The organism is Qipengyuania triglochinis, assembly GCF_054655615.1.
Window position 1 is genome coordinate 116,911 of sequence record NZ_BAAHND010000001.1, and the last position, 11,745, is coordinate 128,655.

Here is an 11,745-nt window from a genome sequence, read left to right on the forward strand (position 1 = left end):
TCGAATGACCTGTGTTTCCCTTACCCCCGCCGAAGCCGCGCGCATGATCGATGCCGGGGCCAGGCTGGTGGATATTCGCGCGGCCGACGAACATGCCCGCGAACGTATTCCGGGCGCAACGAACCTGCCGCTCGACCTGATCGAGGACTTGCCGTGCGATCAGTCGCCGGTGATCTTCCACTGCAAATCCGGCATGCGCACCGATGCCAATGCTGCGCGGCTTTCCGCCGCCGCAGCGGGCGCACCGGCCTATCTCATCGGCGGCGGGATCGACGGCTGGCGCCGCGAAGGGCAGCCCGTGCTGGCCGACAAGAGCCAGCCGCTCGAAATCATGCGGCAGGTCCAGATCGTGGCGGGCATACTGATCCTGATGGGCGTGATCCTCGGCTTCCTGTGGAGCCCGGCATTTTACGGCCTGGCGGGTTTCGTCGGCGCGGGCCTGCTGATGGCCGGGTCGACTGGCTGGTGCGGCATGGCCCATTTGCTGGGCGCGATGCCGTGGAACCGCAGGGCGGCTGGCTGAAGCGGGTATGGACCCCGCCACGATCCTTGCCGGCCTGGCCGCAGGCGCAGCCATCGGGCTGATTCTCGGCCTGGTGGGCGGAGGCGGGTCGATCCTCGCCGTGCCGCTGCTGATCTATGTGGTCGGGGTCCAGTCCACCCACGCCGCCATCGGCACCGCGGCCGTGGCGGTGAGCATCAATGCCCTGACGAGCCTGGCGGGCCACGCGCGGGCGGGGCGGGTAAAATGGCGCTGTGCCACCGTCTTCGCGCTGGCGGGGATGGCGGGCGCGGCTGCGGGAGCAGAGCTGGGGAAGGCTGTCGATGGGGACAGGCTGCTGGTCCTGTTCGGCCTGCTGATGATCGGCGTGGGGCTGATGATGCTGCGCAAGCGCACTGCCGCCTGGGCGCCCGACGTGCGGCTGAACCGCCAGAGCGCGCGGACGCTGCTGCCCCGGCTCGTTCCGATCGGGCTGGGCACCGGGCTGGCGGCAGGCTTTTTCGGCATCGGCGGCGGCTTCCTGATCGTCCCCGGCCTGATCCTGGCGACTGCCATGCCGCTGGAATTCGCCATCGGGACCTCGCTCGTGGTCGTCAGCGCGCTCGGCCTGACCACCGCCACATCCTATGCGCTGTCGGGGCTGGTCGATTGGGGCATCACGGGGTTGCTGGTGGCAGGCGGGCTGGTCGGAGCAATGGCCGGCATCGCCCTCGGCAAGAAGCTGGGCGCGCGCGAAGGCATGCTTGAACGCGGCTTCGCAGCGCTGGTGATCGCTATCGGCGGCTATGTGGCGGTCTCGTAAAGCTGGTCGCAAGTCCCGCCATCTCCCCTTTATTAGCCGATCGTGTGCAAGGAGGCTTGTGCGGGTAACCACGCAAATGATGCTCGCGTGGCATGATCTACCGGAACCGCGCCTCCTCTCCCGCCACTCGCTGCTTGAGAAACGGAAACCTATGAGGATTTCACCGAGCTGGCGATGTGGCAGGAGGAGACGGGCTGCCAACGACCCTAATTGCGGTCGAAGCGACTGTTTTTGGGCCGGCATTGAGAGAGGCCATCTATCAAATTGGACGCACTGGTCCTTGCATGACAACCGTAGGGAGATTGACGGACGGACCCAAAGGAACGTCGATCAGCCGAATGCGCTCCATTCCTAAGCGATGGTAAAATGGCTCGGCGTTGAGCCCGGCAAACGCTTGGAACAGGGTGAATCCGCAACTCAATGCCTCGGTCGCACATTGATTGTAGATCGAGCGACCGATGCCTTCTCGTGCGCGATCCGGATCAGTTGCGAAGTGACGTAAGTGGGCGAGGCCCGGCTCCACCTCTCCGCTTCCCGGCATTTCAGCTGTCCAGCCCCCACAGCCGATCAGGTGTTCACCATCCTCCATTACGTAGTAAGTTCTCGAAGCTAATAAGGCAGGATTAGCCCGTGTCATTTCCGGTAGAGCCACTGCTAGCACGGCAGCGTCATACGACGCTTCCATGAGGGTCGGATAAGCCCGCCGCAATAAAGCCGTAACGCTTGACGCATCGTTGAGCTCGGCATTTCGCAGGCGCATAATTCTGCTCCACGTTCCAGAGATTATCGCTTGGTCATACAGCCATCACGCCAGCGACTCGACCGGAATATCTGCAATTACCCTCTGCGCACCAACCCAGTAGGTCGCAAGTATGACATCGATGATTTTCGCTACAGTTACCCAATTAAGCCTATAATGATGCGAATAATATTCTCGAATTAAGCATTTTTTCACCTGTTCCGAGTGATGAAATCAATATGTTCCAGGACAATTTCGATTTTAAGTACCGGGCAGGTTTCGGCATTTTGGGTGCCATTGGCTTTCTCTGGTCGATAGACAACGTAAACAGGATGGATGATGACGCCCTGACGCGTGATGTTACTCGCGTGGCAAAGGTGTTCAACGAGCGTCCGGCAGGCGATAGGCAAACGAAGTATGGGGTCTTCGGGGCCAGACCTGAAGGCACAACCCTGGTGTTCACGGTAGAAAAAATGCCCTCCAGTTTGGCCCTCGAAGCCGAGCGGTTCTTGCAGCCGATGGCAGAGGGTATAGCTTGTGAGGCGGGGCCGCTGAAAAAGATTATCGAATCCGGCGCTACGGTCCGTCTCGAAACGACCACTATTACCGGACGATCATTCGAGTCTGTCGAAGTGCACGAATGTAAGTAGAATCTCATTGCCACCATGCTGACAAGTCTCAGGTTCTAAAATCATGGGGTCAGATATGGCGCGAGGCTCTGTATCTTAACTTGGGAATGCGTTTGTCACGTTTGCAGGTAAGCTACTTTCGCTTGCCAATGTTTTGCGGCCAAAATAATAAAGACAAAATATCCCACCTGAGGTGGAAACAACTGTGAAAACCTCCACAATAGCGCGGGCCGTGGATCGATCCCGATCACCGCCCGAACCTCAAACCTCCGTCCCCTTGATCTTGCCCCATTGGCGGGCGGCGGTGTAGCCGAGGTAGCCGGTGCCGAAGAGGGCGTAGAGTTCTTGGGGCATGCCGGCGGAGGCGCGGCGTTCCGGATTGGTTTACTCGATGGTTCTTCACCCAGACATTCTGGATAGCGCGGCTTCTTATCGTAAAGCCGTCTGCGCGACCGAAGACGGGTCAAATACCCTGAAGAAGAGAGAGAGGATCACTCCTAAGGTGGTAGGATACTCGCACCTCGTATAAGCTGTGAAGGAATCTTCGGCCGAGATGGTTTCGTCACCCTCGATGACATCGATCCGTTTCACATCCAGCGTCTTGCCGGTATTTTCGTAAAAGAATCGATATTCCTTACCTTCTTCAGGAATAAGGTAAAAATACGGACCTGAAGCCGAATTTGAGAAACTCATGTCACTCTTTTCGATTTGACCTGACCTGATAACGGTCGCTTGCGCAGCTCCTAACTCATATACCTGTCCGCTGTCGAAGCAGCCGTTGTCCTCTTTGCGATACCAATACCCAGTAAGTTCTTCATTATCCTGCGGAAGATGTCTTGCTGCGTAATATCTTGAATCAAAGTAACTACCGTTGAACCCTGCAGCACCAAGCGCCGCCATCGCAACGACCAGCAAACTCCAAAAGACAAGTTTGCTCATTTGCATTCGGCCTCTCCCATTACCGTATTACGATTGAGTGATTGTCACCTTGCGGGTGGGCTCTGCGGGATCGAATACGCGGGAAACCAGCGAAAAAAGAACGCCCATGGTGGTGGGTTTGTCGCAAGTTGTGAAAAAGGGTTCTGCCAACTCTTCCTTGACTATTCCGCTGCCGCTTTTGTGTTCAACACGAGATGCCCAAAGCACCTGGCCGCGATCTTCTACGAAGAATTTCGAGACAACGCCCGGATCCGTACGAAATTCGATTACCAGATTCTGGCTTCTCTTTGCGCGTATCTCGGCATCAAGCTGAATACCCGTCAGTATTTGAGCGAAATTATCGTCTTTCACTTTGTAGACGATGAGGTCCTCGAAGCATCCGGGCACGTCGTCGATACTCATGTACCAATATCCATCCAGCGGATCGCCCGGCTGGCGCTCCTTGCTCCAGCCCATATCGCCCGCCAAAAGATAACTGTTGGATAGGAACGGGACCGAAATCGCCGCGAAAACCAAACAATTTAGGACGATAGTTCTGCGCATCTTGAGATTTTTACTCCGCCACCCATTCCGGGGACGGAATAGTTTTATTTTGTAAAGAGCGTGTAAAGCCGACGCACTTTTTAATGGGGGTCAATACTCATAAAGTGCTCACCCCTCCGTCCCCTTGACCTTGCCCCATTGGCGGGCGGCGGTGTAGCCGAGGTAGCCGGTGCCGAAGAGGGCGTAGAGTTCTTCGGGCAGGCCGCTCAGATAGCCGGTGATGCCCGCGCCCACGCCTTGCGCGGCGGCGGGGGAGAAGGCGCTGAGCACGCCCATGGGCAGGGCGAAGAGGATCATCGCATACATCACGTAAAGGAAGCTGGGGCGGGCGCGGCTGGTCCAGGGGTCGGGGCTGCGCGCCTCGGTGACGATGGCGGACAGGCGCGCCTCGATCTGGCGCAGTTCCTGGGTGCCCTCCAGCTTGAGCAGTTCGAGCTTGGCCTCGGCGCGGGCCTGCTTGTCGGGGATGATCTTGTCGATGATCGAGGCGAGGGGGCCGATGAGCGATTCGATAAGTGCCATGTGGTTTCTCCTTGCTGAAAGAAGTAACCAGATGGGTTCGTGTAGGAAAGGGGGTTTTGGTCACGAGGTGCCAGCAGCGGTGCGGCGACTCGCTGGAAGGGCGCAAATCGGGGCTGGATTCGCTCTTCGAAGGCGGGAAAAAACGGCTCGGCCGAGGGTTCGCGAAGGGGCGAATCCTATTTTGCGCGCCGCCGGCCTAGTGCAGGCCGTGCGTTCGGCGCGCGGGCCACCGATCAAGAGGGTGTTCGGGCCGTTTTCCGGAACAGTCAGGGAAGGGGGGTAAACCACTGGTCGGGATGACTGGATTCGAACCAGCGACCCCCACACCCCCAGTATGGTGCGCTACCAGGCTGCGCTACATCCCGAAACCAGTGGAGGCGGCCCTATAGGCCCGGCTATTCCACATGGCAAGCACCAGTCTCGTCCAATTCATTGCCAGTCTCAATCAATGCTGCTAACCGCCCGCCACCAATCGAAAGATGCGCGCTCCAGCCCGCTTGAACTGCGGGGGCAGGGCGCCCAACTGACGCAAAACTCTTGCTGCAACCAACAGGTCTTCTTTTCCCATGATCACCCTTCTTGCCGCCGCTGCCCAGCCGCCGGTCTGGCTCCAGGTCCTGCCCTGGGTCGCCATTTTCGCGGTTTTCTGGTTCCTCATGATCCGCCCGCAGCTGCGCCAGCAGAAGGCGCATCGCGAAAAGGTCGAAGGCCTCAAGCGCGGTGACGAAGTGATCACCGCCGGCGGTCTGGTCGGCAAGATCACCAAGGTGGAAGAGCATTACGTAGAGCTCGAACTGGCCAAGGGCATGAAGGTCCGCGCGGTCAAATCCACCATCGGCGAAGTGCTCAGCGGCAAGCCCGCAGCACCTGCCAACGACTGATCCGGCCACAAGGATAGAGACCCGTTCATGCTGGAATTCCCGACCTGGAAGAAGGTCATGCTCTGGGGTATCGCCCTGTTGGGCGTGCTCGCAGCGCTTCCCTCGCTTGCCTCGCTGTCGAACCAGGACTGGCCCGACAGCCTGCCCGATCCGACCGTCAATCTCGGTCTCGACCTTGCCGGGGGCAGCCACATCCTGCTCGAGGCGGAGCGCAGCCAGGTCGCGGCCAAGCGGCTGGAAGATATGGAAGAAGGCGTGCGCAACGCCTTGCGCGGTGCCGAGGGCGGGCGTATCCGCATCGGCGACGTCTCCACCGACGACAACCGTCTGAGCTTCCTGCTCGACGATGCCTCGCAGATCGACCGCGCCCGCGGTGAGATCGAAGGCCTGATGTCGGGCACCGGCCCGGTCCGCGAATGGGATCTGCAGGTGGTCGACGGGCAGCGCTTCGTGCTGACCCAGACCGAAGCCGGTCTCGACAATGCCGTCAGTGCCGCGATGGACGCCGCGCTGAGCGTCATCAACGACCGTATCGACAGCCTCGGCACACGCGAACCGACCGTTCTGCGCCAGGGCGACACGCGCATCGTGGTGCAGGTCCCCGGACTGCAGGATCCCGAGGCGCTGAAGGAACTGATCGGCAAGACCGCGCAGCTCGAATTCAAGCTGGTGCAGCGTGAAGCGACGCTGGAAGAAGTCGAGCGCGGTTTCGTCGCCGGCGGCGAAGTCGTCGCCTATGCCGACAAGCAGCGCTATGGCGGTGGCGGCGTGGTCGTGAACCGCCTCGGCGGGATCGACGGTTCGACGCTGACCAATGCGCAGCAGAGCGTGGACCAGCAGACCAACGAACCGGTCGTCAGCATTGCTTTCAACCCGCAGGGCGGCAAGCAATTCGCCACCCTGACGCGCCAGCATACCGGCGAACGCTTCGCGATCATCCTCGATGGCGAGGTGATTTCCGCACCGGTGATGCAGGAACCGATTCTCAACGGCCAGTCGCAGATCAGCGGCAGCTTCACCGTGCAGAGCGCCAATGAACTGGCGATCCAGCTCAGCTCGGGCGCGCTGCCGGTCGATTTGACGGTGGTCGAGGAACGCACCGTGGGCCCCGATCTGGGTGCCGATTCGATTAAGCAGGGCCTGCTCGCCATGGGCATCGGCACGCTGCTGGTCATGCTGCTGATGATCGTGACCTATGGCCGCTTCGGTATCTATGCGACCGTGGCGCTGGTCATCAACGTGCTCATGCTGCTCGGCATCATGGCCGCGCTGAACGCCACGCTGACGCTGCCCGGTATCGCCGGCTTCGTGCTGACCATCGGTGCCGCGGTCGACGCCAACGTGCTCATCAACGAGCGTATCCGCGAGGAGCGCAAGCGCGGGCGGCGCGTGGTGGCTGCGGTGGAAAATGGCTACAAGGAAGCCAGCCGCGCGATTTACGATGCCAACGTGACCAACTTCATTGCCGGCGTGCTGCTGTTCCAGTTCGGCTCGGGCCCCATCAAGGGCTTTGCCGTGGTGCTCGTCGTCGGTCTTTTCACCTCGGTCTTCACGGCCGTTCCGCTCACGCGGATGTGGGTGGCCCACTGGTTGCGCAAGGCGCGGCCCACAGATCTGAACCTGTAAGGAGGACGGACCATGAAATTGCTCAAGCTCGTCCCCGACGACACCAACATCAAGTTCCTCAAATGGCGTATCCCGTTCTTCGTGGTCAGCATCGTGCTGATCGCGGCGAGCTGGGGGCTCGTGATGACCAAGGGCCTCAATTACGGCGTCGATTTCGCCGGCGGCCTGGAAGTGCGCGCCACCTTCACGCAGAGCACAGAAGCCCCGGTGGGGCAGCTGCGCAGCGATATCGAGGAGCTGGGCTATGGATCGCCCGTGGTCCAGCGCTTCGGCGAGGACAACCAGGTCTCGATCCGCATCCGCCTGCCCGACGATGTGTCGTCGGACAAGGAAGCAGCGCAGGCGGCGGCCAATGCCGTGGTCGCGCAGTTGCAGGAAAACTATCCCGACTTCCGTCTGGACGGGAACGACAACGTATCGGGCAAGGTCTCGGGGGAGTTTCGCAGCGATGCGATCTTTGCGCTGGCGCTCGCCATGCTGGGCGTGGCGCTGTACATCTGGATCCGGTTCGAATGGCAATTCGGCGTGGGCGGCCTGTTCGCACTGTTTCACGACGTTTCGCTGACGCTGGGGATGTTCGCGTTATTCCAGCTGGAGTTCAGCCTCCAGATCATCGCGGCGATCCTGGCGATCATCGGCTATTCGCTGAACGATACGATCGTGGTTTACGACCGCATCCGCGAAAACCTGAAGAAATACCGCAAGATGCCGCTGCCCGAGCTGCTGGATCTTTCGGTCAACGAGACGCTGGCGCGTACCGTGATGACCTCGCTGACGCTGCTCGTGGCGCTGATCCCGCTGCTGCTGTTCGGCCCGGCCAGCCTGTTCGGCCTGACCGCGGCGATCACGCTGGGTATCTTCGTCGGCACCTATAGCTCGATCTACATGGCGGCGCCGCTGCTGGTGTGGATGGGCGTCAATTCCAACAGCTTCGTGCCGCAGGAATCGGTCGCCGACCGCCAGGAAAAGAAGCTGCGCGGCGAAGTCTGATAATGTGTCGTCCGCTGCCTCTCAGAGGCGGCGGACGAGCATTTCGGCCACCCCGATCCACGCCGGATTTTCCACCACCTGCTGCTTTTCCCCGTGGCCGGGCGGAAGCAGGCCGACGAGCTTGCCCTGCCGGTCGATCAGGCGGCCAAAGGCGAAGCGTCCATTCTTGCGCGGCACCAGCACATCGCGATTGACTGCGCGGCCGGCGTCGGCCGGATCGAGCTGCCGCAGCCAGAGCTGATCGCCGGGGCGGTATTCGCCATGCGGATAGTCGATTGTCATCACCACCAGCGCGCCGTCGCCGCCCATGTCCGTAGCGAGGATCGCATCGCGGGTCGTCTCCAGCGCTTCAGGGCCGCCTTGCTTCAGTGCAGCAACCACCTGCGGGTGTTCGGCAGTCTCCGACCGCACCAGCATTTCGGGTTCCACTCCCAGCGCCGCACCCAATCGCTCCATCCACTTCAGCGAGAGATTACGCATACCAGTTTCCAACCGCCCGACGGTTTGCGGCGTGGTAGGCGGGTTACAGGCTTCGGCCAAATCGGAGAGCGTCATGCCCTTCTGCTTGCGGATATCGCGGATGCGGTTGATCATGTGAAAATGCCTGAATAACCAGATTGGTTTTTCCGCTTTCCTACACGAACCGTTTCAAGGCAACCCTGCCGTTCAGGAAATGGAGGATTGCATGAAGCGCGAATTGATCGAACGCGAACTGACCGAAGTCGGGCCGAAGCGGCGGGGCGGGGTGGGCGGCAAACGCCGGACCGTCACGATGAACCTCGGGGAGTCGCCGCTGACATGGCTCCACGCGCGGGGCCATCTCGACGATCGGCAGTTCGACGCAGGCGAGCGGCTGCGCGCGGATTACGAGCGTGCGCAGCTATCGCCATCGGTGACCATGCGCTGGGATCCGGCGCGCGTCGACTGCGGCAATGGCGGCGCCATGACTCCATCGGAACGCCAACTGGCAGCCAAGGACCGGTTCGACGGGGCGATGGCCGAGGCAGGGGCGGGGCTGAAGGATATCCTGTGGCGCGTAGCCTGTGGGTGCGAGGCCCTGGCCGCAGCGGAGAAGGGGCTTTGCTGGCCGAGCCGCAGCGGCAAATTGGTGCTGAAACTCGCGCTTGACCGGGTAGCCGATTTCTACCGTATCGGGTGAGGTGGAGTTTCTCTCCAGGACAGTGTCAACCTGTCAACTTGGCGATCCGCTGGCGGACCTCCGGCAGGACTTCTGCTTCGAACCAAGGGTTGTCGCGCATGAACAGCGTGCTGCGCCAGGCTGGGTGGGGAAGCGGCAGGAATTGCGGCAGAAATTCGCGAAAGCGCAGGATGCGCTCCCTCATTGTCCAGCTCTTGGTATCCGGAAGATAAGCGCGCTGGGCATAGGTGCCGACCAGCAGCGTCAGCCGGTCTTCGGGCAGTTCCTCCATCACCCGATCATGCCAAGTGGGCGCGCATTCGGGGCGTGGTGGCTTGTCGCCGCCGCTGGCCTTGCCGGGATAGCAGAAGCCCATCGATACGATGGCGAACAGGGCGGGATCGTGGAGCGTCTCGAAACTCACGCCCAGCCATTCGGCGAGCCGGTATCCCGACTTGTCGTCGAAGGCGAGGCCGGTTTCATGGGTGATGCGCCCCGGCGCCTGGCCGACCACCACCACGCGGCTCGTGGCGCTGAACTGCACGATAGGTTTGGGGCCGAGCGGGAGATGCTCAGCGCACAGCGTGCAGGACCGGATATCTTGCTTGAGAGCCCGTGCGCTCAAAGCGCCTCGACCTGTTCGGCCAGCTCCAGCCAGCGTTCTTCTGCCGCATCCTTTTCTTCGCGCGCGTTCTCTATGCCCTTTGAAACTTTGGCGAAGCGTTGCGGATCGCTGGTGTAGAGATCGGGATCGGCCAGGATCTGTTCGCCGCGCGCGATGGCGGCTTCCAGTTCCTCGATCCGCGCCGGGAGCAGCTCGTAATCGCGCTGGTCCTTATAGGAAAGCTTGGTCGGTTTCGGCGGTGGCGGGGGAGGGGGCGCTGGCGTCTCGCCGGACTTCTCGCCCTTCGCCTTGCCGCCAATGGGAGCCTGCCGCTTGGCCTGCCAGCCCTCGTACCCGCCGGCCACGACATCGACCTTGCCGGTCCCGTCGAGACCCAGGGTCACGGTCACGGTGCGGTCGAGGAAATCGCGGTCATGGCTGACGATCAGCACGGTGCCTTCGTAATCCGCGATGACTTCCTGCAGGAGGTCCAGCGTTTCGAGATCGAGATCGTTGGTCGGTTCGTCCAGCACCAGAAGGTTCGATGCCTTGGCGAATTCGCGGGCCAGCAGCAGGCGCGACCGTTCCCCGCCCGACAGCACGGAAACCCGCATGTCCACGATCTTCGGGTCGAACAGGAACTCCTTCATATAGCCCTGCACATGCTTGCGCACGCCGCGCACATCGATCCAGTCGCCGCCTTCCGCCAGCACCTGACGGACCGTCTTGTCGGCAGTGAGCAGCTGGCGCTGCTGGTCGATCATCACGCCGGTCAGCGTCTTGGCGATGTCCACCGTGCCGCTGTCGGGCTCCAGTTCGCCGGTCAGCATCTTCAGCAGCGTCGTCTTGCCCGCGCCATTCGCGCCCACGATCCCGATCCGGTCGCCGCGCTGGATGCGCAGGGAGAACGGCTTGATGATCGTGCGGTCACCATAGGATTTGGTGATCTGCTCCGCGGTGATGACCGATTTGGACTTGAACTCGGCTTCGGTCGCCAGCTTCAGCTTGGCAGTGCCGCCCGCCGAAATCATCGAGGCCCGCTGCGCCCGCATCTGCCACAGCTTTTCGAGCCTGCCCTGGTTGCGCTTGCGCCGCGCGGTTACCCCGCGTTCGAGCCAGTGTGCTTCGAGCTTGAGCTTCGCGTCCATCTTTTCCGCCGCGCGCGCTTCTTCGGCATAGACCTGTTCTTCCCAGGCCTCGTAGCCGCCAAAGCCCACTTCCTTGCGGCGCAGGCTGCCGCGATCGAGCCAGATGGTCGCGCGGGTCAGGCGCTTGAGGAAGGTCCGGTCATGGCTGATGACGACGAAAGCGCCCTTGTACCGGTCGAGCCAGCTTTCCAGCCAGTCGATCGCGGCAAGGTCGAGATGGTTGGTCGGCTCGTCCATCAGCAGCAGGTCGGGGTCCTGCGCCAATGCCCGGGCGATGGCGGCGCGGCGTTTCTCGCCCCCGCTCGCGCCCGTGGTCTCGCGGGCCATGTCGATGCCGAGCTGGCTGGCGATGGCCTCCACCTCGAATTCCTGCGGCGCATTCTCGCCCGCCAGCGCCCAGTCCATCAGCGTGGCATGCGCGGCCACATCGGGGTCCTGTTCGAGCAGCACGACCTTGGTATGCGGCTTGATCTTGCGGATGCCGGCGTCGGTATCGATGCGGCCGTCGATCATGCGGAACAACGTGGTCTTGCCCACGCCATTGCGGCCGATCAGCGCCAGCCGGTCACGCGGCCCGATGTGGAGGTCGAGCGGGTCGTGATCGGGGCCGCCGAACAGCCATTTGCCGCCCTGCTGCAGGGCCATGCCTTCGAGGCTGAGAATTGGGGGCTGTGCCATAGGT

At 61.7% G+C, this 11,745-nt stretch carries 14 protein-coding genes and 1 tRNA gene; 7 read left to right on the forward strand and 8 right to left on the reverse strand.

Annotated features, from left to right (window positions below):
- Positions 1-4 precede the first annotated feature (4 nt).
- Positions 5-523, forward strand: coding sequence for a rhodanese family protein (locus ACYQ0G_RS00610; RefSeq protein ID WP_460098262.1), 519 nt, complete (start codon positions 5-7; stop codon positions 521-523).
- 7 nt (positions 524-530) lie between these two features.
- Positions 531-1,304 carry a sulfite exporter TauE/SafE family protein gene (locus ACYQ0G_RS00615; RefSeq protein WP_460098264.1) on the forward strand — a complete coding sequence of 258 codons (774 nt, stop codon included), beginning with the start codon at positions 531-533 and terminating at the stop codon, positions 1,302-1,304.
- Positions 1,305-1,563: 259 nt separating this feature from the next.
- Here the strand turns inward: ACYQ0G_RS00615 and ACYQ0G_RS00620 are convergent, their stop codons facing one another.
- Positions 1,564-2,064 (reverse strand): GNAT family N-acetyltransferase, encoded by a 501-nt coding sequence (locus ACYQ0G_RS00620; RefSeq protein ID WP_460098266.1) that lies wholly within the window; start codon positions 2,062-2,064, stop codon positions 1,564-1,566.
- 218 nt (positions 2,065-2,282) lie between these two features.
- Here ACYQ0G_RS00620 and ACYQ0G_RS00625 point away from each other — a divergent pair, with 218 nt between their 5' ends.
- A complete protein-coding gene (locus ACYQ0G_RS00625; protein WP_460098268.1) occupies positions 2,283-2,693 on the forward strand; it encodes a hypothetical protein in 411 nt (136 codons plus the stop codon).
- A gap of 408 nt (positions 2,694-3,101) precedes the next feature.
- Here ACYQ0G_RS00625 and ACYQ0G_RS00630 read toward each other — a convergent pair whose 3' ends face one another.
- The 4 genes from ACYQ0G_RS00630 to ACYQ0G_RS00645 all read right to left on the reverse strand — a co-directional run bounded on the left by ACYQ0G_RS00630 (position 3,102) and on the right by ACYQ0G_RS00645 (position 5,041).
- Positions 3,102-3,611: a hypothetical protein gene (locus ACYQ0G_RS00630; RefSeq protein ID WP_460098270.1), complete on the reverse strand. Its 510-nt coding sequence runs from the start codon at positions 3,609-3,611 to the stop codon at positions 3,102-3,104.
- Positions 3,612-3,638: 27 nt separating this feature from the next.
- Positions 3,639-4,067, reverse strand: coding sequence for a hypothetical protein (locus ACYQ0G_RS00635; protein WP_460098272.1), 429 nt, complete (start codon positions 4,065-4,067; stop codon positions 3,639-3,641).
- 195 nt (positions 4,068-4,262) lie between these two features.
- Positions 4,263-4,676, reverse strand: coding sequence for a holin family protein (locus ACYQ0G_RS00640; RefSeq protein WP_460098274.1), 414 nt, complete (start codon positions 4,674-4,676; stop codon positions 4,263-4,265).
- A gap of 288 nt (positions 4,677-4,964) precedes the next feature.
- Positions 4,965-5,041: transfer RNA gene (locus ACYQ0G_RS00645), tRNA-Pro, on the reverse strand.
- Positions 5,042-5,242: 201 nt separating this feature from the next.
- On the opposite strand from ACYQ0G_RS00645, the gene yajC reads away from it, so the two are divergent.
- The 3 genes from yajC to secF are packed head-to-tail and all read left to right on the forward strand — an operon-like array spanning position 5,243 to position 8,173.
- The gene (gene yajC / locus ACYQ0G_RS00650) at positions 5,243-5,557 is read left to right on the forward strand and encodes a preprotein translocase subunit YajC (RefSeq protein ID WP_221541912.1); all 315 of its coding nucleotides are present in this window, start codon (positions 5,243-5,245) and stop codon (positions 5,555-5,557) included.
- 27 nt (positions 5,558-5,584) lie between these two features.
- The gene (secD, locus tag ACYQ0G_RS00655) at positions 5,585-7,183 is read left to right on the forward strand and encodes a protein translocase subunit SecD (protein WP_460098277.1); all 1,599 of its coding nucleotides are present in this window, start codon (positions 5,585-5,587) and stop codon (positions 7,181-7,183) included.
- A gap of 12 nt (positions 7,184-7,195) precedes the next feature.
- Positions 7,196-8,173, forward strand: coding sequence for a protein translocase subunit SecF (gene secF / locus ACYQ0G_RS00660; RefSeq protein WP_460098279.1), 978 nt, complete (start codon positions 7,196-7,198; stop codon positions 8,171-8,173).
- 21 nt (positions 8,174-8,194) lie between these two features.
- On the opposite strand, the gene ACYQ0G_RS00665 is transcribed toward secF, so the two are convergent.
- On the reverse strand, positions 8,195-8,767 hold the full coding sequence (locus ACYQ0G_RS00665) for a helix-turn-helix domain-containing protein (protein WP_460098281.1): 573 nt from the start codon (positions 8,765-8,767) through the stop codon (positions 8,195-8,197).
- Positions 8,768-8,858: 91 nt separating this feature from the next.
- On the opposite strand from ACYQ0G_RS00665, the gene ACYQ0G_RS00670 reads away from it, so the two are divergent.
- Positions 8,859-9,332: a DUF6456 domain-containing protein gene (locus tag ACYQ0G_RS00670; protein ID WP_460098282.1), complete on the forward strand. Its 474-nt coding sequence runs from the start codon at positions 8,859-8,861 to the stop codon at positions 9,330-9,332.
- Positions 9,333-9,357: 25 nt separating this feature from the next.
- On the opposite strand, the gene ACYQ0G_RS00675 is transcribed toward ACYQ0G_RS00670, so the two are convergent.
- Together ACYQ0G_RS00675 and ACYQ0G_RS00680 are read right to left on the reverse strand one after the other, a co-directional pair.
- The gene (locus tag ACYQ0G_RS00675; protein WP_460098284.1) at positions 9,358-9,936 is read right to left on the reverse strand and encodes a uracil-DNA glycosylase family protein; all 579 of its coding nucleotides are present in this window, start codon (positions 9,934-9,936) and stop codon (positions 9,358-9,360) included.
- Complete coding sequence (locus tag ACYQ0G_RS00680; RefSeq protein ID WP_460098286.1) at positions 9,933-11,741, reverse strand: ABC-F family ATP-binding cassette domain-containing protein; 1,809 nt, start codon at positions 11,739-11,741, stop codon at positions 9,933-9,935. The genes ACYQ0G_RS00675 and ACYQ0G_RS00680 overlap by 4 nt, the downstream gene beginning before the upstream one ends.
- Between the last annotated feature and the right edge of the window lie 4 nt (positions 11,742-11,745).

Coding starts and splice junctions, on each gene's coding strand:
- ACYQ0G_RS00610 (WP_460098262.1), top strand. CDS start 5: ATGACCTGTGTTTCCCTTACCCCCGCCGAAGCCGCGCGCATGATCGAT.
- ACYQ0G_RS00635 (WP_460098272.1), bottom strand. CDS start 4,067: ATGGGCTGGAGCAAGGAGCGCCAGCCGGGCGATCCGCTGGATGGATAT.
- ACYQ0G_RS00640 (WP_460098274.1), bottom strand. CDS start 4,676: ATGGCACTTATCGAATCGCTCATCGGCCCCCTCGCCTCGATCATCGAC.
- ACYQ0G_RS00670 (WP_460098282.1), top strand. CDS start 8,859: ATGAAGCGCGAATTGATCGAACGCGAACTGACCGAAGTCGGGCCGAAG.
- ACYQ0G_RS00620 (WP_460098266.1), bottom strand. CDS start 2,064: ATGCGCCTGCGAAATGCCGAGCTCAACGATGCGTCAAGCGTTACGGCT.
- ACYQ0G_RS00630 (WP_460098270.1), bottom strand. CDS start 3,611: ATGAGCAAACTTGTCTTTTGGAGTTTGCTGGTCGTTGCGATGGCGGCG.
- yajC (WP_221541912.1), top strand. CDS start 5,243: ATGATCACCCTTCTTGCCGCCGCTGCCCAGCCGCCGGTCTGGCTCCAG.
- ACYQ0G_RS00680 (WP_460098286.1), bottom strand. CDS start 11,741: ATGGCACAGCCCCCAATTCTCAGCCTCGAAGGCATGGCCCTGCAGCAG.
- ACYQ0G_RS00665 (WP_460098281.1), bottom strand. CDS start 8,767: ATGATCAACCGCATCCGCGATATCCGCAAGCAGAAGGGCATGACGCTC.
- secD (WP_460098277.1), top strand. CDS start 5,585: ATGCTGGAATTCCCGACCTGGAAGAAGGTCATGCTCTGGGGTATCGCC.
- ACYQ0G_RS00625 (WP_460098268.1), top strand. CDS start 2,283: ATGTTCCAGGACAATTTCGATTTTAAGTACCGGGCAGGTTTCGGCATT.
- ACYQ0G_RS00615 (WP_460098264.1), top strand. CDS start 531: ATGGACCCCGCCACGATCCTTGCCGGCCTGGCCGCAGGCGCAGCCATC.
- secF (WP_460098279.1), top strand. CDS start 7,196: ATGAAATTGCTCAAGCTCGTCCCCGACGACACCAACATCAAGTTCCTC.